Genomic DNA, 20,752 nt, shown 5'->3' with positions numbered 1-20,752 from the left:
CCTATTAATATATAGTTAAAGTCTTTTAAATAAAGTTTAGTTTAATATATTTACAGATAGATACCCTTAAATTATATGAAAAACCACATTCTCACATTCTTCTGTGTAATTTCTTTTGTCTCATTTTCTCAGAACAAAAATAAAGAACAAAGTTTACTCTGGGAGATTTCTGGTAACAACCTTGACAAACCTTCTTACATTTATGGTACAATGCACGTCAGTGCAAAAGTTGCGTTTAGATTAGACGATGTGTTTTTTGAAGCTTTAGAAAATAGTGAGAGTATTGCATTAGAGTCTGACCCTTCTACATGGCTAGCATTTAACTATGAAACCACGACATTAACACCTCAAAATTACAATCAGGCTTATGATAAAAACTTCTACTCTAGTTTGTTTGGATTAGAACATCCAGAAGAAGTAGCTATTAGAGGAAGTATCCGATCTGACAACAGAATGATTAATGGTTATCTATACAGAAAGGATGGTTATGCAGATAATTTTGAAGAAGAAACCTACTTGGATATGTTTATTTACCAAGCAGGTAAAAAGAAAAAGAAAAAGATTTACAGTTTAGAAGATATTGAGGAGTCTCGCTATCTAGTCTCAAAAGCACAACGTAACGCTAGAAAAAACAAAATTGACCCTTGGCTAACTAAACTATACGAAAAAGAAAATCCTTATTTAGTTCAAGAAAACACGTATAGAGATAGAAACTTAACACTTTTAGACTCTATAGGAGCTGCGTCAAACACCGAGTTTTTCCGGGAAAACATGTTATACACACGTAATGCAAATATGGTACACGTTATGGATTCTTTAATGCAATCCCAGACCGTCTTTGCCGGAGTAGGAGCTGCACATTTACCTGGAAAAAAAGGAATGTTAAAAATGTTAGAAAACAAAGGCTATACTGTAAAACCATTAGTATCTAAACAATCAAACGTCGCTCAAACCAAAAAAGAACATCTAGAAAATTATATTGCCCCATCAAAATTAAAAACAGCAAGCACACCTGATGGCTTTTTAACTCTAAAAACATTTACAGAGCTATACGAATTTTATCATAGTGGTCAAAAATATTATATTTCACCAGATATGACCAATGGTGCGTACTTAACCATTAGTCGATTTAACACCTTTGAATACCTACCAAGCGAAAAAGAAATCTCATTAGAGCGTTTAGACAACTTTCTATTCGAAGATATTCCTGGTGATATTATAAAAAAAGAAATACTAAAAACGCCATATCCTGGTATTAGCATTTTAAATAAAACTAAAAAAGGAGATTATCAAAAATATCATATTTACAAAACACCGTTAGAGGTTGTTCTTATCAAATTTGCAGGCCAAAAAGACTATGTTTTAAAAAACGAAGCTAGTATTTTTGATTCTATTAAATTTAAAACTCCAAGTTCAGACCTTGAAACATTCACCTCTACTTACAACAAATACGAAGTTAATTTTCCAAAATACCACACCACAGATAACATTGAGAATGCTGGTCAAAAATTAATTCAAGGTAACATAGGAGATGACTATTATTTCTTGAAAGAAGTCGCCTTTAACGATGTTTTCTATATTGAAGAAGACAAATTTGAAGCCAAGTTTATAGTCACTAACTTTTTTAAAGATTTTGACATCGAAGACTCTGAAGGCATCTACAATAACAACAAATACTATAGTTATGAAGGCATTGCTAAAAAGGATTCGGCAACAACACAAAACATACATTTAAAAAGTATCGTAAAAGACGGCAGCTATTTTCTAATGGGCTATGTTGGACCAACAAAAACCAAAGCAGACGACTTTTTTAAAACATTTAAATTTAAGGAAGTAAAACAGGAAGGCTTTGAGAAAATCATAGATACTTCTCTACATTTCTCCGTAGTAACCAACACAAAATCAACACCTCCTTACAACTCTTACAGTAGCAGAAACACAAAAGATTATGAAGAAAAAACTAAACGTGCCACATATTACTCTAAAACAAACGAGCAAATTTTTATTACAAAGTTAAAATTTCACGATTTACAGATGTATAAAAACGTTGACAGTTTATGGAATGAGATTGACAGCGAAATCAAATTACTACAAGACATTGATGGCTTTAACAAATACACTATTGCTGACAAGAAGAAATACAAAAAAGAGGACCAATATTTTTACGAGTACACTTTAAAAGATTCGCTAAGTGCTAAAGCGATATTAGTAAAAAACATACTAAATAAAGGCGCCCTTTTCGAAATTAAAAGCTTAACCGATACCATTTCAAAACCCTCGCAATTTATAACCAAATTTTACGATACTTTTAAACCTATAGACACATTGCTTGGCGAATCTGTTTTTAGTGATAAAACTGGACGTTTCTTTAAAGCACTACGCGACAATGATAGTATTGTATTTAAAGCAAGAACTAAAATTAAATTTAATAAATCTAACGCAAGTACGATGATAGATTTAATTAAAAACTTCGAATTCCCAGACAATAAAGAAGAATTCAAAACCTTTCTAATTTCTGAATTAGCCGAACTTGAAGACCCAAGAACTGACGCCTTTTTAAATACACTCTATGAAGAGTCCTATTCTGAACCAGACATTCAAAATACCATTTTAAGATCATTATTAAACAAGCCTACAAAAAAGTCTTACAACACTTTTTTAACTTTACTCGATAAGGATTTACCATTAAGCGGTTCCATAAGCTCTATGTTTTACAATTACAAGGACTCTTTACAACTTAAAAGAACACTGTTTCCTGCCCTAATGGAATACACGTCTATTGAAGAGTACAGAGAACCTATTTACGAACTATTAGCACGGTTAAAAGACAGCAGCATCATTAAGACCAAATCTTACAAAAAGTTTAAAAAACAACTCATAACAGATGGTAAAATAGAAGTAAAACGTAGTTTAGGCTCTAAATCCTCCTATAATTACAGAACTTACAGTAGCTCTTTGTATGCTTTTGTAAAATTAATTTTCCCTTTTAGAAAAGAAATAAAAGCCAAAAACTTTTTTGACAAGTTACTAGATAGTGATAATGTATCCGCCTTAAGCACCTACTATATCTTATTAGAAGAAGCAGGAGAACCTATTCCTGAAAAATTAAAAGAAAAAACTATTGACGACTATAAAAACCAAGCGGCATTAGTCGATAGGATGTATAGAAAAAAATTATACAAACCCTATTTAGCAGAAAAAATAAGTCAGGAAATGTATGCTAAGTCAACACTGTTTCGAAACACAACTATAGAAAAAGAACGAGATTCGATTCACTTTTTAGGTAAAAAAGAATTTAAAACAGATGATGATAAAAAAGGCGACATGTACTTTTACATGCTCGTTCAAAAAGAAGAAAAAGACGAAACAAAACGGTTTTACTATGCAGGCTTTTTAAAATCAGAAAAAACAGATAGACTGCAAACAAAAGTATATTACGACTCTGGTTATAGCGGTAATTACATTGACGAAAACCAAGAAGAAGACCAATTAATAAAAGACGTTTTAGATCTAGTGATCCATAAAAACCGAAAACGACTAGACGAAGGAGGTTATTAAATAAAAAATGCGCTTAAGAAATTAAGCGCATTTTTTATTATATTGATTGTATATACTTTTTAGGCGTAATACCATACTTCTTTTTGAAAGCTGCAATAAAATGGCTAGACGTACTATAACCAACTTTCAAACCAACTTCATTCACATTATTACCACCTGTTTCCAATAGTTTTCTAGCAACTTCCATCTTATAATCTAATAAAAAGCTAAAAACAGAATCACCATAAATCTGCTTAAATCCTTCTTTTAATTTCTTTAAAGGCAAACTTATTTCTTCAGATAATTCCTGAAGCGTTGGTGGTTCCGATACTCTTGCGATAATTATATCCTTAGCTTTTTTAATTTTAGTGACATTGGTTTCGTCTACTAAAAACGGACACTGTTCGATATCTGCATCTTCACCCCTATTAAAATACAAGCTCAACAACTCGTAGGCCTTACCTTTAAAATATAATGTTTTTATGGACGAATTAAGGTTGAAATTTACAATTTGATTTAACGCAATAGCCATGGATGGCGAAATTTTACCGTCTTTATAATACTTCTTATCTTTATTATCACTGCTCAAAAAAGTAATATAATCCGCTTCTTGCGAAAACAAGCCATGAAATTTCTTGATGGATATTAAAACCGAAACCAACCAACAATCAGGCTTAACCTCTAAATGAATAGGCAAATCACGTTGCGGATTATAAAGCAACAAAGACGTTTCTTCAGCGATGTTTAAAACATAACTTCCATTGTTAAAAATAAAGTCACTACCCCCTTTTAAACAAAAATGAAACTGAATAAAACTACTATCAATAAACCGTTCAACGGTTTGATTTTTAACCGTTTCATTTTGATAAGTCAACACAAAAACATCTTGATCCACTTGCGTTTCGGCAAACGAACTTTTAGCGACATTTTTTAAAGAAGAAGCCTGCTCCATAATTATATCTTATTTAGATTGGTTCTAAACAATTTGCTTTAAAACCTTTGTATTCACTACAAAAATATGATATTTATCATTGTAACGTTATTTTTACCATTAAAAAACCACAAACGTTATTAAAAGTTCTTTTAGCGTTACTTTTTATAAAATATACAACATAAATTTGCCTACAATAAAGTCCCAGTCAGGTAAATGGAGCACTATCACATGTCAACAGGCACATATTTTTACGCCTTAGGTTTAAGTTATAAAAAAGCAGACGCAGATATTAGAGGTAAATTCAGTTTGGATGAAACGTCAAAATCAGCGCTTTTAAATCAAGCTAAGTCTAATGGTATACAAAGCCTAATCGTTACTTCAACTTGCAACCGTACAGAAATATACGGATTTGCAGAACACCCCTATCAACTCATTCAACTATTGTGTGACAACACAAAAGGTACTGTTGATGAGTTTCAAAAATACGCTTACATCTATAAAGGTCAGGAAGCCATCACTCACTTATTTAGAGTCGGCTCAGGTTTAGATAGTCAAATTTTAGGTGATTTTGAAATCATAGGTCAACTTAAAAAAAGCACTATAGCCTCTAAAGAGCATGGATTACTAAATCCATTTATAGAGCGTTTAGTAAACTCTGTCATACAAGCAAGTAAACGCATTAAAACTGAAACCGAAATATCTTCAGGGGCAACAAGTGTCTCTTTTGCATCAGTACAGTATATTTTAAACACGATTGACAACGTTACAGATAAAAACATTTTACTATTTGGAACGGGTAAAATTGGACGTAACACTTGTGAAAACCTAGTAAAACATACTAAAAACGAGCAAATAACATTAATAAACAGAACTAAGGGTAAAGCCGAAGCTGTCGCTGGTAAATTTAATTTAGTAGTTAAGGATTATGCTAACTTACAAGAAGAGATTAATCAAGCTGATATCCTAATTGTAGCCACTGGCGCACAAAACCCAACGGTTGACAAGCAGTTAATCCAATCTACAAAAGACTTATTAATTTTAGATTTATCGATTCCTAAAAACGTAGACGAAAACGTAACAGACTTACCTAACGTAAAACGTATACATTTAGATGATTTATCACAAATTACAGACGAAACATTAGAGCGTAGAAAAAAACAAGTGCCGTTAGCCGAAAGTATTATTGAAGATATTAAAGCTGAATTTATAGGTTGGTTAGAAACAAGAAAATTTGCACCAACTATAAAAGCATTAAAACACAAATTACAGGGGTTTAAAAATGCAGAATTAGACACACAACGCAAGAAAATGGCTAACTTCAATGAGGAACAAGCCGAGATTATAAGTAACAAAATTATTCAAAAAATAACCAATCATTTCGCGCACCATTTAAAAGATGATGCTTTCTCAACTGACGAAAGTTTGGAACTAATCAAAAAAGTGTTTCAACTAGAAAACACCACAAAGCATGTCTAAAATAATTAGAATCGGAACGCGCGATAGCGCGTTAGCTTTATATCAAGCAAAAGCAGTACAAAGTCAATTAAAAGAATTAGGTCATCAAACTGTTTTGGTTCCCTTAAAATCTACAGGAGACATTGTACTAGACAAACCACTTCACGAATTAGGTATTACAGGTATTTTTACACGCACTCTAGACATCGCCATGTTAAATGGAGATATCGATATTGCTGTACATTCCTTTAAAGATGTGCCTACTCAATTACCAACTGGAATTGTTCAAGCTGCTGTTGTTAAACGTGGTAATTTTAAAGACACACTAGTGTTTAAAAATAACGAGGAATTTTTAGGTTCAAGAGATGCCGTTATTGCAACTGGAAGTTTACGCCGACGTGCACAATGGTTAAATCGTTTTCCAACGCACACGTTAGTAGACTTAAGAGGAAACGTAAATACTAGATTACAAAAACTAGAAGATAGTGATTGGAATGGTGCTATTTTTGCTGCTGCTGGTATTGGTCGCTTAGATATTAGACCGGAAGATGCTGTAAATTTAGACTGGATGATTCCTGCTCCTGCGCAAGGGACAATTATGGTTGCAGCTTTAGCTGACGACACGGAAACTCTCGAGATCTTAGCTGAAATCAATCATAAGGAAACTGAGATTTGCACAAAAATCGAACGTGATTTTTTAAGAAAACTAGAAGGCGGTTGCACAGCTCCAATTGGCGCTTTAGCTTTTATTAAAGATGAAGAAGTAACGTTTGAAGGTATCTTATTAAGTAAAGACGGTACTAAAAAAATACAAGTAAAACGCGTCAAAGCATTAAATGAACATCATGATATTGCAGAATGGTGTGCTAATTACATATTAGAGCGTGGTGGTAATCGTCTAATGGACGAACTTCAAGATTCTCATGTAAAAACAAATATTTACTCGACAAAATCTTTAACAGAAGACCAACGCTTTTTGTTTAACGAAAAAGTAAAATCTGAAAGTTCTGACTTTGTAAAGATTAGTTTAAATAGAATTCATCCAAGATTTCTTAAAAACGAAATTCAAAATGTAGTCATTACTAGTCAAAATGCTGTAGATGCTTTATTGACAAACTACTCAGCTATCGAACTTCAGTTTAAAAACATTTATTGTGTTGGACGTCGTACTAAAAAAATGATCGAAAACCGCATAGGAAAAGTGCTACACACGGAGAAAAACGCAAAGAAACTAGCAGACTATTTAGTTGATCATATGGAAGGTACAGAAGTTACTTATTTTTGTAGCGATGTACGATTGGATGATTTACCTAAAATTCTTGCAGAAAATAATATAACAGTTATTGAAGTAGAAGCTTATCAAACTAAACTGGATAGTATTGAACTTCCAGAAAGTGTTGAAGGCGTAATGTTTTACAGTCCATCTACAGTACAGAGTTATAAAAAAGAAAATGATGCCAATGGTATTGCGTTCTGTATTGGCGAAACAACAGCAAAAGAAGCTAGTAAGCATTTTGATGATGTCCGCATTGCTAAAGTACCTACAGTTGAAAGCGTTATTGAGCTAGTAAACGATTATTATGTATAGCTTTTAGCTATTTGCTTTTAGCCTTTTGAACCACTATTATACGATTACAATAGTACAATTGACAAAAAAGCACAACTAAGTTAATGAGAAATTTTAGAAAACTTGAAATTTGGAAAAATGGTATTGACATTGTCAAGCAAGTTTACAAACTATCTCACCAACTACCCGCTCAAGAAAAGTTTGGTTTAATAAGTCAAATAAATAGAGCAGCTGTCTCCATTCCTTCTAACATAGCTGAAGGTTGTAGCAGAAATAGTGAAGTTGAATTTAAGCGTTTTTTAGAAATAGCTATAGGTTCACTTTTTGAAATAGAAACACAACTTATCATTATAGTCGAATTAAAATTAATAACCTCAGAAGAAACAAAGGATCTTATGACATTAATTCAAAAAGAAGGCAGGATGATTAACGGTTTAATTAATAAAATAAAAAAGAACGAAAGCTTCTAGATATAGGTGAGCAACCAAAAGCTAAAAGCCAAAAGCCAAAACCTAGCAATGATAAAAAACGATTTATTTTTAAGAGCATTAAAAGGAGAAACAGTAGATCGTCCACCAGTTTGGATGATGCGTCAAGCAGGTCGTTATCTTCCAGAATTTATGGAGATAAAAGCTAAGTATGATTTTTTTACACGTTGCCAAACACCTGAGTTAGCAAGTGAAATCACGATACAACCCATTCGTCGTTTTGGTATGGATGCTGCCATCTTATTTTGCGATATTTTAGTAATTCCGCAAGCTATGAATATTGAGGTGCAAATGAAGCCGAATTTTGGACCTTATTTACCAAATCCTATTCGTAATCAAAAAGACGTGGACAATGTTATTGTTCCCGACGTAAAAGAAAGTCTTAACTACGTATATGAAGCTATAAAAATGACCAAAGAGAAACTAAATGACGACATTCCGTTAATTGGTTTTGCAGGTTCTCCTTGGACTATCCTTTGTTATTGTGTACAAGGTCAAGGCTCTAAAAACTTTGATAAAGCAAAAGAATTTTGTTTTACAAACCCGATAGCTGCCCACAACTTATTACAAAAAATAACAGATACTACTATTGCTTATTTAAAAGAAAAAGTAAAAGCAGGTGTTAATGCTGTTCAAGTGTTTGACTCTTGGGGAGGCATGTTATCTCCTGTAGATTATCAAGAATTTTCTTGGAAATATATTCAACAAATCATTGATGCATTAAAAGATGAAGCTCCGGTTATTGCTTTTGGTAAAGGCTGCTGGTTTGCTTTAGATAAAATGGCTAAATCAGGTGCAGCTGCATTAGGTGTAGACTGGACGTGTTCTGCTCAAAACGCACGTTATTTAACTGGAGGAAATATTACACTACAAGGTAATTTTGATCCTACCCGTTTATTTTCGCCTCCAGCACAAATTAAGACAATGGTACACCAAATGATTAACGAGTTTGGAAAAGATAAATATATTGTAAATTTAGGGCACGGTATTTTACCAAACATACCTATAGAAAATGCAAAGGCATTTATTGACGCTGTAAAAGAGTATAAAGCTTAAAATAAAACCACTAGGTTTTGTTTAATTAAAATATGATACAAAACATAATAAAAGGACTAAACGGTTATTCTGGAGCTTTAGCTTTAATCTCAAAGTTAAAGCTTTGGAAATACTTTTTCATCCCTATTATTATTAGCATAATTATAGGTTCCGCAATTGCTTTTGCAGCCTACAGACTATCAGATAACATTGGTCGCTTTATAGCCAAAATATGGTTTTGGGATTGGGGAAAAGGCGCTTTTACAGCTTTTTCCACCGTAATTGGTGTTATCATCATCATAGTCATAGGTCTAATTTTATACAAACATATTGTAATGGCTTTATCTGCGCCATTTATGAGTCCTGTTTCAGAAAAAATAGAAGCCCATTTAACAGGTGTTGCTAAACATAACCACAGAAAGACATCCTTTCAAGAACAACTTTGGAGAGGGATTAGAATAAATATCAGAAACTTAGTACGCGAATTACTAATTACGATTCCAATTTTACTACTAAAATTTATACCGGTAGTCAACATTTTCTCTACTATACTACTCTTTTGCGTGCAAGGCTATTACGCCGGTTTTGGTAATATGGATTACACCCTAGAGCGTCATTATAATTATAAAGACAGCATAAATTTTGTAAGAAAAAATAGAGGAGTAGCTATCGGAAATGGACTTGTTTTTACATTGTTTCTACTACTGCCTTTTATAGGTGTCATTCTAGCCCTACCTTTGAGTGTAACCGCTGCTTCATTAAGTACCGTAAAATTATTAAAAAACGATAATCAAATTACAGTTTAATGATTTTGCAATTCGATGATTTCGATATTACACCAATCAACACTAACGATGCTTGGGCGCTATGTGATTTAATGATCACAAATTCAGATCGTTTTAAACGTTTTTTTCCAGGGACATTAAAAGACAATCTAAACCCTACACTATCGCAGCTATTTGTTGAAAAAAAAATAAAACAATTTCAAAAAAAAGAAGAATTCCTTTTCGTTTTAAAGACCGCTCAAACAAGTAAATTAATTGGATTAATCTATATAAAAGCGATAGACTGGTCCATTAAACAAGGAGAATTTGCTTATTGTATTGATTACAATTACAAAGGACAAGGGACTATATCAAAAGCCATAACCGCATTATCAAACTATGCTTTTACTTCTTTGGATTTGAAAATACTTCAAATTATTGCACACAAAGATAATTTACCAAGTGTAAACGTCGCTATAAACAATGGTTTCCAATGGATTAAAACTTTGCAAAACGAATGCACTCCCACTGATGGTAACCCATTGGATATGGAGTTATATGAATTACACAACCTGTAAGGTTTACAAAACCTGACAGGTTTGAACAACATAACCATGAGCTTAGAAAAAATAGAACAAGACCAATACTATCACATTTATAATCGAGGAATTGATAGCGGAGTTATCTTTAAAAACAACGATAACATGTCTTATTTTTTAGATTTACTAAAAAAGCACCTTGCTACTAAAGTAAACCTTATAGCCTATTGCTTAATGAATAACCATTTTCATTTAGTGGTTAAAATAAAATCCGAGGAAAAAGTCGCTTCTCAAGCATTTTCAAACCTATTTAATGCCTATTCAAAAGCATACAACAAACAAAATAACAGGACAGGATCTTTATTTGAAAGACCTTTTAAGCGCATTAAAATTAAAGACGAAGATTACTTAAAAACTTTAATTTTATACATTCACAAAAACTCTGAAACACATAAAATTACAACACAATTTGACACATACGCATTCTCTTCTTTCAATGAATATCTTAATGACAGCAAAATTATTTCAGATAATAAAAAGTATATATTAAGTTTGTTTAATGACGCCGAGAACTTTATCAAAGCACATCATACAATAAATAAAGAAGACCTGTCAGGTTTTAAAAACCTTATAGGTATAACCATTAAATATAATTTAGACATCAAAGATAAATTTTTCAAATACATACAGCAACTACAAGATCAAATTACGGCTGGTCTAGAAAAAATAGACGGAAAAGCCACTTTCCAAGAAGACCTCTGGGAACGCCCAGAAGGTGGTGGAGGAAGAACACGAGTCATAGAAAATGGAAACGTTTTTGAAAAAGGAGGTGTTAATATTTCTGGGGTTCATGGTAAACTACCAGACAGCATGCAAAAATATTTTGGTGTTGAAGATGCCGATTTTTTCGCCTGTGGATTAAGTTTAGTTTTACATCCTACAAACCCAATGGTTCCCACAGTACATGCTAATTGGCGCTATTTTGAAATGTATGACAAAGACGGAAACATTGTAGACCAATGGTTTGGTGGTGGACAAGATTTGACCCCTTATTATTTATTTGATGAAGATGCAACACATTTCCATCAAACCTGTAAGACGGCTTGCGATAAACATAATCCCGAATTTTATCCAAAATACAAAGCACGTTGCGACGACTATTTTTACAATACACACCGCAATGAAGGTCGTGGTATTGGAGGACTATTCTTTGATTATTGCAAAGCTACCGAAGATATGAGCATGCAAAATTGGTACGACTATGTTACCGAAGTTGGCGATAGTTTTTTAGAAGCTTATGTTCCTATAGTAGAAAAAAGAAAAAACTTAGATTACACAAAAGCACAACGCGATTGGCAGGAAATACGTCGTGGACGCTATGTAGAATTCAATCTAGTGCATGATAAAGGCACACTTTTTGGATTAAAAACCAATGGACGTATCGAAAGTATTTTAATGAGCCTACCACCTCATGTCCAATGGGTTTACGATCATCAACCAGAAGCTGGTAGTGAAGAAGAAAAATTAATTGACGTATTACAAAATCCTAAAAAATGGGCTTAAACATCAAGTTGTTCAAACGTGTTTTCTTAATTATAAACTGGAAAACATTTGTAATTACAGGTTTAGCTATAGCGTCCACCGCATTTTGTATTCATTACCAAATTAAAGCAGACTTCCCCTTAACGCTTATTGGAACAGCTATTGTGTTTCCAATTGTGTTTTCAATTGGAGGTGCTTATAAGCGACGTGAAGTTGCCTTAGACGAGTATGGATCGATCAAAGCACACGGTCGTGCCCTGTATTTTGCTGTATCACATTGGTTGGAGAATCCTCCCGAAGCACTTAAAACAGAAATAAAAACTAATCTTGAAAATTTATTAAATTCTTTAACAGATGTTTTTACAAATCCGGTTGACGAATTAGAAACCACCGAAAAAAAAGTATACGAAAACTTCAACACCATTTCTCTTTTTATAAAAACGTTAAGATCTCATGGTTTACCTTCTGGCGAAGCCTCAAGATCTAATCAGTTTCTTAGCAAAATGATGATTTCTTTTGAACGCATAAAACACATTTATCAATATCGCACACCGCGAACGCTTCGTACCTATAGTGATATTTTTATTATTGCTTTGCCTATCATTTACGGACCACATTTTGCGCACAGTGTAACCAGTTATAGTTACGGACTTCAATACGCTGTACCCGTCATGTTTAGTGTTATTCTTGTGGCTTTAGATAACATTCAATCCCATTTAGAGAATCCATTTGATCAACAAGGGGAAGATGATGTCCACATTAACGTTGAGAAATTTATACGAAATTTAGACTAGTTGTTTTAAATCCATTATTTACATGAATTGTTACTGCGGGAATAACAAAAGCTATAAAGCATGCTGTGAAGTGTTTCATATAAACGGTGGAAAAACGGAAACAGCACAACAACTTATGCGCTCTAGATATAGTGCTTTTGTATTAGCAAATGGTGATTATTTAATGTCAACTCACCATAAATCAACAAGACCAAGCTCAGAAAAGAAAGCCATTGTAAAATGGGCAAAATCGGTAGAGTGGATTAAATTAGATGTGCAAGATACTACCAAAGGTTTGAAAAATGACAATGAAGGCACAGTGACATTTAGCGCCTATTTTTATGATAATAGCACCATGGATGTCATCCATGAAAAGTCAGCCTTTGTAAAAGAAAATAACCATTGGTTTTACCTAGGCTATGCCAACGACTAATATATTATTTCCAGATAGTAACCTCCTTAGTTGTTTTTCTAAAGGCATTATATACATGAAACAATCTCGCCTTTAAAAGTAATTGCCGCCCTTCAAAATGTCTAGTATAAAACAACTTGTTTCGTCCCATATATTTTCTCCAATTATTCTGAAACACTAAAGCATTCTTCTTTTTATCACCAAACAGCTCTGGTACTGGGTAAAAATTCTCAATATTCAGACGTCGTCTAAACAGGCTCGTTTTAATTATTAGATATCTTGGAGACTCTATAGGATCTAATAACTCGCTTAAAGCGTAAGAGAACAAAGTATTCTCATACGTACTACCTCCTATTAAATTACATATAACATCTCGACTTCCAACCTTGGCAGCAACTACAAAAAGTTCCTCTTTACTAGTTGTTAGATGTCCTAAGTCAGATAATGAGTCCACAATTGTTTCGCCCATTTTCTGAATCGTTTTATATAAAGAACCATAACGCATGTATAGCATTATTGCTTTGTACAATTTGCGTCCAAAAGAAATTAAGAAATACACTAAAAACGAATATATAAAATAGGTCAATCCGCGTTGAAAAATCACATTAAATCCTTTGATGATATACTCGAAATAGAATAACAAGATTGAAAAGAACAATTCAATTGTAAAAAAACGCACCACATCAAAATAATAGATTTGCTTTTGTTTTTTAAAGGGCAATTCACTTAAATCAAAAATCTGTACTTGTTTACCAAAAGCCGTTCCATTTCCGATAGAATCTTGCCATTTTTTAGTGATTGAAGCCCTGTTGGTTGCTCTATTTAAAGTCTCTGTATTTAGCTGTTCTATATCGGTCTCTAAAAAGTGTTCAGGAATATCTAAGCGATCTATTCCGTTAGTTATATAAGGAATACTATTAGTCGTCACACCCACAAAGGCTTCAAAACGACGTCTTAAAGTTTCGATATCCTTTCCTCCTGTTTTAGAGGTACTATCCACACAAGCCAGATGCCATATATTTCCCGTTTTATCCAACTGTTTCGGGTTTTTTCTAATGGCTCTACCTCGCATTTGGTTAGAAGACACAAACGATCCAATAAACGATGCTAAAATCAAACTATTAATGGAGGGCGCATCCCAACCTTCTCCTAATAACGATTTTGTCCCTACTAATACTTTAATAGCTCCGCTTTCAAATAGCGTGGTCATAATACTAACAATACCATTTTTAGTCTTTGTTTTGGATGACACTATAAGAAACTGAGTATCGACCTCTAACGGCGTAAATGAAAAAGACTCTACGTTTTCAATAGCTCCAAAAGCGTCACGAATAGATTCATGAATAATAACCAAACTACCAGTCAAAACGGCTAATTCCTCCGTATTAGGAAAACGACAACGCAAATGTTGAAAAATAGGAATAACACCAATTTTATTAATTGTATTAAGTTCTGATTCTGCAGTCGCCAAAAATTCCTTTCTAATATAATCCGTTAAAATGACACACCTTAAATCTGCCTGTAAACTCTTACGCTCGGCATCCACAATTGTGATGATACTTTTAAGTTTACTAGGACTATTGGTTAAGGATCGATATAACAAGTCTTCACCTAAAAAAATGACTCTTTTTTTATCAAAAACATGTAATCGACTAAGCTTTTTTTCTAAATTTAAAAGGTAAGGTTCCTGTGCTATTAACTGCTCTCGATCTTTTACTAACAGGTTTTGAAATAAAATTTCTAACCAATCTAAATACAATTCAGGAAAATTAATGGTTTCACTTTTATTAAAACCTAGGGTTTTTAACTTAGACTGTTCAATAGCCACTCCACAAGCATTCAAAAAGATAAGTAACGCTGAAAAATACTCCGTATTACCATATATTTCATCTAAATGCTCTTCTGTGTTTTCGTAAAAACGATGCTGTGTAATAAACGTGATAAACGTTTCGTCTTTGATCAATTCATCTTTAAATCCCGCTATTTTTTGTCTATACTCGTAAATTAAATTAATCTCTAATTCTTCTGGCTTAGAAAAATACACAAAATCTTGATGTGGACACAAATCAGTTTCTTTTACTAAATCAGGAACCGCGATTTCATCATCTATTTCGCCACAAAGGTTAAAATACTTTGCCACTTCTGTCCTATCACTATCATAAGGCGGCGTCGCTGTTAAGGCCACAACAAAAAAAGGTTTACTATTTTTTAATTCGAATAAACAGGTCCACCAAGCATTTTTTAAATGGTGTGCCTCGTCCAAAACTAACGTTTCAATATTATGCTTTACAAAAAAGTTAAGATAGTCGGCTTTGTTTTCAAAGGACTTATAAAAAGCATGCAACGATTGGTAGGTAATAAAAGTAACGTCACTAGGTGCTTTGACATCAAAAGAGAAGGCTTCAAACGCACTATCTGTAGTAAAAAAGGACTGCAATCGATCTTCCCACTGATCTCTAATGGTAAGTGTAGGTGCTAAAACCAAAGTTTTTTTACCTAATTGCCGCATGATCTCAATACCTAAAATGGTTTTTCCAGAACCCGGAGGTGCAATCACATGAAAATGACGATCAGAAATATGGCTATCAAAATGTTTCAAAAGCTTTGCTTGATAGCTTCTCCAAGCGAAAATAAATTGTAAACTAGACCACGTTTTGCTCAATAGAAATAGGGATTATTGATTAACTTTGTTTTTGATAAAAGTAAACATTATCAGGAATTTTATACAAAAATTATGTACCCAATTAAGAGAAATAGAAGATTAAGAACAAACGAAGCTATTAGAAGCTTAGTTAGAGAAACGATTATCTCTCCAAACGATTTTTTAGTACCACTTTTTGTGGTTGAAGGAAAAGGCATCAAAGAAGAAATTGCTTCCATGCCAAATTACTATAGGTATAGCTTAGATTTATTAGAAAACGAAGTCAAAGCACTTTGGAAACTAGGTTTGAAATCGGTTTTACTATTTGTAAAAGTGCCAGACAATTTAAAAGACAATAAAGGGACTGAGGCGATAAACCCAAAAGGACTAATGCAACGCGCCATTAAAGCTGTTAAAAATGCTTGCCCTGACATGTTAGTCATGACTGATGTGGCACTTGACCCATACTCTGCTTACGGGCATGATGGCATCATAGAAAACGGAACCGTATTAAATGACGAAAGCGTAGAAGTATTAACAGAAATGAGTGTTTCTCATATTGAAGCTGGTGCTGATTTTGTAGCCCCAAGCGACATGATGGATGGTCGTATTTTATCCATCCGTGAAGCTTTTGAAGACGAAGGATATACAGATGCAGGAATCATGAGTTATTCTGCTAAATACGCTTCTGCTTTTTATGGTCCTTTTCGTGATGCTTTAGACTCTGCTCCTGTAGATGCACAAGATATTCCAAAAGACAAAAAAACGTACCAGATGGATTACGCTAATCGTTTTGAAGCGTTACGCGAAACAGAAATGGATATAGATGAAGGTGCAGATATCGTCATGGTAAAACCAGGATTGTGTTATTTAGATATTGTACGCGAAATTAAAAATGAAGTTGATGTACCGGTTGCAGTATATCAAGTTTCTGGAGAATACGCTATGCTTAAGGCTGCTGCCGAAAAAGGTTGGTTAGATCATGACGCTGTTATGATGGAACAAATTACAGCTATAAAACGTGCTGGAGCAGACATCATTGCTAGCTATTTTGCTAAAGATGTTGTTAAATTAATTTCATAGAAAACAAAAAAGGGTTTAATAGACAAGTACTATTAAACCCTTTTTTATGCTTATACTTTTCTAATCAAAAAAAGACACTTCACCTAAATCTAATCCCCAATTTATTCCAAGTATAGTTACTAAATTATTATCCGATGGGAAGTCTTTTCCAAAACCTCCTGTCACACTGATATTATTATTGACTTGGTACGTAATATTCCCAACAGATCTTAATTGATCGCTATCTATGGATCGCATAAGATACTCATAAGAAAATTTAAGTTTCTTAAGTTCTAATTCTACTTTACCTCCATAATCCCAAAAATGTCGATTGCTATACAACCCAGCACTATCTATATTAAATCCGTCATCAACATATTTTCCGATTCCGTAAAAATGCAAATAACTTTGACTGTTAAACTGCACTGCAACATCTGCAGTTAACCAAGCGCCAAAACGGTTTGCCGTGGCTGCACTAACCTCATTCTCTTTAAACAAAACACTATAACCAAGTGCTCCATCTAATCTGAAAACAGGTTTAATTATTTTTGGATTGGTCACAAAGTTTTTAATGTTTTCGCAACGGTCTTCAAAATAACTACTAACAACTTCTCCTTTAGTAATCTTCAGCCTATCTATACCTGACAATATATTTACACCTCTGATAGCTAGAGCGTCAGGATCATCAGCCGCTTGTTCGTCTAAAATTCTATCTAAAAAATCTTGTGCTAAACCTTCATATTTTGCTTTTAATTCTAAGTCTGTTTCTAAAGCAATACAACTTCCACTTCCAGGGAAATTAATATTTTCACCCGCTAAAAATTCTTCAAACAATTTATTTAATGGACGCTGTACCCCATTGTCAATTTGCTGGATTACATCTTGTATTTTATCCAATCGATTAGTATTATAAAACTGTAAAATAGTTGTTCTGTACCCTATTGCCAACGTTTTTTTTTCGACCTCAAAACCACTAAATTGTTTATCTATATAGCCTATTGAAAACGACGAATTAGTTTTTAAACCAATAAACGGATCAATGTATGTTTTACCCTTAACATTTGTTTTTAAACCCCTATAATTTTGATAAGAACGGTCGACCTCGAAGTCTATCAACCAATACGGATTAACTTCTACCGCTATATTTGTATTTGAAAACCCATTGGACAAATACAATCCTAATGCTTTTAAATTATCTGGTGTATTGATTTCCGTAGACGTTTCTCCTAACAAACTAAATGCAGGATTGGTTGTACTTTCAAAATTAAAATCGTTGACAGAAACGTTGTCTTGTGCAAAAGAAAAACCACAAACCAAAAAAAACAAAAACTTAAAACATCTATTATTAAACATCTGGAGTCATTTTAAAATTATACAAGAGCGACCTTTACCCTTTTTGTGATACTAAATGTTTCATCTTCCGCTGTACCTACATCGAATTCCTCCATATTAGTCTCGAATTTTGATACAAAATCTATCGTTTTTAATCCATCATTTATCGCATACTTAACAGTCGTTACTTTTACTATAGACTCCTTTAAATTAATAGCGTCGACAATATAATTTGTTCTAATTTTTATAATAGGTCTTTTTTGTAATCGCGATTTTTCGACTATTGCGGTAAACCTATTATTCCCCTCTAATTGCACATCAATTTTTCGCCAACGTCTAGGCGTATCTTGATGATAAATAGTAACAAATATTTTACTAGAACCATCTAAAAGCGCATCGCTTGAGATTTGCGCTTCAATAGTCAATTTTTGATTATCTAATTTGGCTTCAAAAGTATCCATGTTCATTTTTTTTATAAGTCAAACTATCAATCAGTAGTGTAAGGGAATAATTATAATCAACAAGTTAAAAAAAATATAGCTATTTTTACAGAAACTATATATAATTAATGGCTTTACTACTATTTTACGGAACGATCTCGATCTTTTTTTCATTTTTATGCTCCATTCTTGAAGCAGTACTTTTAAGTGTAACCCCAACATTTATAAATCTTAAAAAGAAAGAAGGCAAATCATTTGCTACCAATTTAGAAGAACTAAAAAAAGATGTCGATAGACCTTTAATTGCTATTCTTACTTTAAATACCATTGCACATACTGTAGGCGCTATTTTAGTCGGTAAAGAAGCAGAAGGACTTTACGGAAACGGTGATGGTTATGGCGTATTTATAGTCTCTGCAGTAATGACACTTCTAATTTTAGTGGCTTCAGAAATTATACCAAAAACAATTGGAGCAACGTACTGGAAAAGCTTAGCAGGTTTTACTACAACCGCACTAAATATTTTAATATTCCCTTTAAAATGGACTGGATTATTATGGTTAATGCAATTAACTACAAAACTTATTGGAGGTAAAGGACATGGTAGTGTTTTAAGTCGTGAAGGCTTTTTAGTAATGGCTGATATGGCTCATGACGAAGGTGTTTTTGAAGGTAATGAAAGTAAAATCATTAAAAACTTATTAACTTTTAAAGAAGTTTTTGCTAAAAATGTGATGACACCACGTACGGTAATGAAATCTGAAAATGAAGACACTACTGTGGAAGACTTTTTTAACAGAAACATGAACCTAAGATTTTCTAGAATCCCTGTATACTCTGAAACCGAAGACAACATCAAAGGATTAGTTTTAAAAGATGAGATTTTTAAAGAAATGGCTTTAGGTAATGGTTCTAAAAAGTTAGTAGAACTTAAAAGAGATATTATCATTGTAGATCGAAACTTACCAATACCAACCCTATTTGAACAGCTTGTAGAAACTAGAAACCACATGGCTTTGGTTGTTGACGAATACGGAAGTGTTAGTGGAATTGTAACCATGGAGGACGTGATTGAAACCCTTTTAGGTATGGAAATTATGGATGAGAGTGATAACGTTAGTGACTTACAAAGTTTGGCAAGAAAAAGCTGGGAGTCGCGCGCTAAGAAATTAGGAATTATAGACGAAAATAATCCAGAAAAATAATGGAAGACTGCATTATCCAATCACCTTTAGGTTTTACTAAAATAACTGGTGATATAAATGGTATTGCAGCCGTCACTATTTTAAATTCTGAAGCATCAATCACGCAGCCTATACCAAAGGTTTTGGAAGCCTGTGCGCTTCAATTAAATGAATATTTTAAAGGATCACGAACAGAATTCAGCTTAAAGCTAAACCCAAAAGGTACCGCCTTTCAGAACCGCGTTTGGGAGGCTTTACAAACTATTCCTCATGGCAAAACAACGTCGTACCTAGCCCTTTCAAAACAATTAGGCGATGTCAAAGCCATTCGTGCAGTTGCTAATGCCAATGGTAAAAATCCATTATGGATTATTATTCCTTGCCACAGAGTTATTGGTAGCGATGGTAGTCTTACAGGTTATGCTGGTGGTTTACACCGTAAACAATGGCTAATAGATCACGAAAGCCCTTATAAACAACACACTCTTTTTTAATGTACAAAGTTGCTACCGAATTTTTAACACGCTTTATAAAACCAGCAGACATCTATAAATATGGATTTAACTGGTCTCCAATGTACAGACGTACGACTGCAAAAATAACCACAGTTAGTGACGATTTACATTACGTTAAAATCAGATTAAAACTGAATTGGAAAAATCGCAATTATGCAGGAACAATATTTGGAGGAAGCATGCTATCTGCAACAGATCCTATTTACATGATTCAGCTAATTCAGATACTGGGAAGCGACTACGTGGTTTGGGATAAAGCAGTTACCGCAAAGTATAAACGCCCAGGTAAAGGCACTATTTATGGTGAGTTTATTTTTTCTGTTGAAGAAATTAAAACCTTAAAAGAGCAACTAAAAACAGAGCAGCAAGTAGACCTTATAAAAACAATGCAATTAGTAAATACTAACGCTGAAGTTATTGCTGAATTTTCAAAAACACTTTATGTTGCTGATAAAGCTTACTACAAGAAAAAGCAAGCTCTAAGACAAGCTAAATAATTAGCTTTATTTTCATTATATTTAAATTCTAAACT

At 33.3% G+C, this 20,752-nt stretch carries 18 protein-coding genes; 14 read left to right on the top strand and 4 right to left on the bottom strand.

Annotated elements, in window-relative coordinates; translation table 11 throughout:
• The first annotated feature begins 75 nt into the window (after positions 1-75).
• Positions 76-3,558, top strand: a complete 3,483-nt coding sequence (locus H0I26_RS03675) for a TraB/GumN family protein (protein ID WP_218701058.1) — start codon at positions 76-78, stop codon at positions 3,556-3,558.
• 37 nt (positions 3,559-3,595) lie between these two features.
• On the opposite strand, the gene H0I26_RS03670 is transcribed toward H0I26_RS03675, so the two are convergent.
• Entirely contained in the window at positions 3,596-4,489 is an 894-nt protein-coding gene (locus H0I26_RS03670; RefSeq protein ID WP_218701057.1) for a helix-turn-helix transcriptional regulator, read from the bottom strand.
• Positions 4,490-4,684: 195 nt separating this feature from the next.
• Here H0I26_RS03670 and hemA point away from each other — a divergent pair, with 195 nt between their 5' ends.
• The 9 genes from hemA to H0I26_RS03625 all read left to right on the top strand — a co-directional run bounded on the left by hemA (position 4,685) and on the right by H0I26_RS03625 (position 13,067).
• Positions 4,685-5,947: a glutamyl-tRNA reductase gene (gene hemA / locus H0I26_RS03665; protein ID WP_101015943.1), complete on the top strand. Its 1,263-nt coding sequence runs from the start codon at positions 4,685-4,687 to the stop codon at positions 5,945-5,947.
• Positions 5,940-7,514, top strand: a complete 1,575-nt coding sequence (gene hemC, locus H0I26_RS03660) for a hydroxymethylbilane synthase (RefSeq protein WP_218701056.1) — start codon at positions 5,940-5,942, stop codon at positions 7,512-7,514. The genes hemA and hemC overlap by 8 nt, the downstream gene beginning before the upstream one ends.
• 83 nt (positions 7,515-7,597) lie before the next feature.
• Positions 7,598-7,963 carry a four helix bundle protein gene (locus H0I26_RS03655; RefSeq protein WP_218701055.1) on the top strand — a complete coding sequence of 122 codons (366 nt, stop codon included), beginning with the start codon at positions 7,598-7,600 and terminating at the stop codon, positions 7,961-7,963.
• A 48-nt stretch (positions 7,964-8,011) separates the two neighbouring features.
• A complete protein-coding gene (hemE, locus tag H0I26_RS03650; RefSeq protein WP_218701054.1) occupies positions 8,012-9,037 on the top strand; it encodes a uroporphyrinogen decarboxylase in 1,026 nt (341 codons plus the stop codon).
• A gap of 32 nt (positions 9,038-9,069) precedes the next feature.
• A complete protein-coding gene (locus H0I26_RS03645) occupies positions 9,070-9,822 on the top strand; it encodes an EI24 domain-containing protein (protein WP_218701053.1) in 753 nt (250 codons plus the stop codon).
• Positions 9,822-10,358 (top strand): GNAT family N-acetyltransferase, encoded by a 537-nt coding sequence (locus tag H0I26_RS03640; RefSeq protein WP_218701052.1) that lies wholly within the window; start codon positions 9,822-9,824, stop codon positions 10,356-10,358. Before H0I26_RS03645 ends, H0I26_RS03640 begins: the two co-directional genes overlap by 1 nt.
• A 621-nt stretch (positions 10,359-10,979) precedes the next feature.
• A complete protein-coding gene (hemF, locus tag H0I26_RS19625) occupies positions 10,980-11,882 on the top strand; it encodes an oxygen-dependent coproporphyrinogen oxidase (RefSeq protein WP_232735177.1) in 903 nt (300 codons plus the stop codon).
• Positions 11,873-12,655: a hypothetical protein gene (locus H0I26_RS03630; protein WP_232735124.1), complete on the top strand. Its 783-nt coding sequence runs from the start codon at positions 11,873-11,875 to the stop codon at positions 12,653-12,655. The genes hemF and H0I26_RS03630 overlap by 10 nt, the downstream gene beginning before the upstream one ends.
• A gap of 22 nt (positions 12,656-12,677) precedes the next feature.
• On the top strand, positions 12,678-13,067 hold the full coding sequence (locus H0I26_RS03625; protein ID WP_218701050.1) for a YchJ family protein: 390 nt from the start codon (positions 12,678-12,680) through the stop codon (positions 13,065-13,067).
• Between the two features lie 4 nt (positions 13,068-13,071).
• On the opposite strand, the gene H0I26_RS03620 is transcribed toward H0I26_RS03625, so the two are convergent.
• The gene (locus tag H0I26_RS03620) at positions 13,072-15,708 is read right to left on the bottom strand and encodes a DEAD/DEAH box helicase family protein (protein ID WP_218701049.1); all 2,637 of its coding nucleotides are present in this window, start codon (positions 15,706-15,708) and stop codon (positions 13,072-13,074) included.
• A gap of 72 nt (positions 15,709-15,780) precedes the next feature.
• Between H0I26_RS03620 and hemB the strand changes: the two genes are divergently transcribed.
• Positions 15,781-16,770: a porphobilinogen synthase gene (gene hemB / locus H0I26_RS03615; protein WP_218701048.1), complete on the top strand. Its 990-nt coding sequence runs from the start codon at positions 15,781-15,783 to the stop codon at positions 16,768-16,770.
• A 60-nt stretch (positions 16,771-16,830) separates the two neighbouring features.
• On the opposite strand, the gene H0I26_RS03610 is transcribed toward hemB, so the two are convergent.
• Positions 16,831-18,102, bottom strand: a complete 1,272-nt coding sequence (locus tag H0I26_RS03610; RefSeq protein ID WP_218701047.1) for a hypothetical protein — start codon at positions 18,100-18,102, stop codon at positions 16,831-16,833.
• A gap of 17 nt (positions 18,103-18,119) precedes the next feature.
• Entirely contained in the window at positions 18,120-18,542 is a 423-nt protein-coding gene (locus tag H0I26_RS03605; protein WP_218701046.1) for a hypothetical protein, read from the bottom strand.
• Positions 18,543-18,649: 107 nt separating this feature from the next.
• Here H0I26_RS03605 and H0I26_RS03600 point away from each other — a divergent pair, with 107 nt between their 5' ends.
• From H0I26_RS03600 to H0I26_RS03590, 3 genes are read left to right on the top strand one after another with little or no spacing between them, the layout of a single operon-like run.
• Positions 18,650-19,726 carry a CNNM domain-containing protein gene (locus H0I26_RS03600; protein WP_101015923.1) on the top strand — a complete coding sequence of 359 codons (1,077 nt, stop codon included), beginning with the start codon at positions 18,650-18,652 and terminating at the stop codon, positions 19,724-19,726.
• Positions 19,726-20,199 (top strand): methylated-DNA--[protein]-cysteine S-methyltransferase, encoded by a 474-nt coding sequence (locus H0I26_RS03595; RefSeq protein WP_101015921.1) that lies wholly within the window; start codon positions 19,726-19,728, stop codon positions 20,197-20,199. The genes H0I26_RS03600 and H0I26_RS03595 overlap by 1 nt, the downstream gene beginning before the upstream one ends.
• Complete coding sequence (locus tag H0I26_RS03590; protein WP_218701045.1) at positions 20,199-20,717, top strand: DUF4442 domain-containing protein; 519 nt, start codon at positions 20,199-20,201, stop codon at positions 20,715-20,717. The genes H0I26_RS03595 and H0I26_RS03590 overlap by 1 nt, the downstream gene beginning before the upstream one ends.
• Positions 20,718-20,752: the final 35 nt, after the last annotated feature.

Origin of the sequence: Olleya sp. HaHaR_3_96 (genome assembly GCF_019278545.1) — a bacterium.
Classification (GTDB): Bacteria; Bacteroidota; Bacteroidia; order Flavobacteriales; family Flavobacteriaceae; genus Olleya.
This window is presented reverse-complemented; position numbering and strand designations above follow the sequence as displayed.

What these genes read in the sequence shown, in the direction of transcription:
- H0I26_RS03675 (WP_218701058.1), top strand. Translation starts at nt 76, where the DNA reads ATGAAAAACCACATTCTCACATTCTTCTGTGTAATTTCTTTTGTCTCA.
- H0I26_RS03670 (WP_218701057.1), bottom strand. Translation starts at nt 4,489, where the DNA reads ATGGAGCAGGCTTCTTCTTTAAAAAATGTCGCTAAAAGTTCGTTTGCC.
- hemA (WP_101015943.1), top strand. Translation starts at nt 4,685, where the DNA reads ATGGAGCACTATCACATGTCAACAGGCACATATTTTTACGCCTTAGGT.
- hemC (WP_218701056.1), top strand. Translation starts at nt 5,940, where the DNA reads ATGTCTAAAATAATTAGAATCGGAACGCGCGATAGCGCGTTAGCTTTA.
- H0I26_RS03655 (WP_218701055.1), top strand. Translation starts at nt 7,598, where the DNA reads ATGAGAAATTTTAGAAAACTTGAAATTTGGAAAAATGGTATTGACATT.
- hemE (WP_218701054.1), top strand. Translation starts at nt 8,012, where the DNA reads ATGATAAAAAACGATTTATTTTTAAGAGCATTAAAAGGAGAAACAGTA.
- H0I26_RS03645 (WP_218701053.1), top strand. Translation starts at nt 9,070, where the DNA reads ATGATACAAAACATAATAAAAGGACTAAACGGTTATTCTGGAGCTTTA.
- H0I26_RS03640 (WP_218701052.1), top strand. Translation starts at nt 9,822, where the DNA reads ATGATTTTGCAATTCGATGATTTCGATATTACACCAATCAACACTAAC.
- H0I26_RS03630 (WP_232735124.1), top strand. Translation starts at nt 11,873, where the DNA reads ATGGGCTTAAACATCAAGTTGTTCAAACGTGTTTTCTTAATTATAAAC.
- H0I26_RS03625 (WP_218701050.1), top strand. Translation starts at nt 12,678, where the DNA reads ATGAATTGTTACTGCGGGAATAACAAAAGCTATAAAGCATGCTGTGAA.
- hemB (WP_218701048.1), top strand. Translation starts at nt 15,781, where the DNA reads ATGTACCCAATTAAGAGAAATAGAAGATTAAGAACAAACGAAGCTATT.
- H0I26_RS03610 (WP_218701047.1), bottom strand. Translation starts at nt 18,102, where the DNA reads ATGTTTAATAATAGATGTTTTAAGTTTTTGTTTTTTTTGGTTTGTGGT.
- H0I26_RS03605 (WP_218701046.1), bottom strand. Translation starts at nt 18,542, where the DNA reads ATGGATACTTTTGAAGCCAAATTAGATAATCAAAAATTGACTATTGAA.
- H0I26_RS03600 (WP_101015923.1), top strand. Translation starts at nt 18,650, where the DNA reads ATGGCTTTACTACTATTTTACGGAACGATCTCGATCTTTTTTTCATTT.
- H0I26_RS03595 (WP_101015921.1), top strand. Translation starts at nt 19,726, where the DNA reads ATGGAAGACTGCATTATCCAATCACCTTTAGGTTTTACTAAAATAACT.
- H0I26_RS03590 (WP_218701045.1), top strand. Translation starts at nt 20,199, where the DNA reads ATGTACAAAGTTGCTACCGAATTTTTAACACGCTTTATAAAACCAGCA.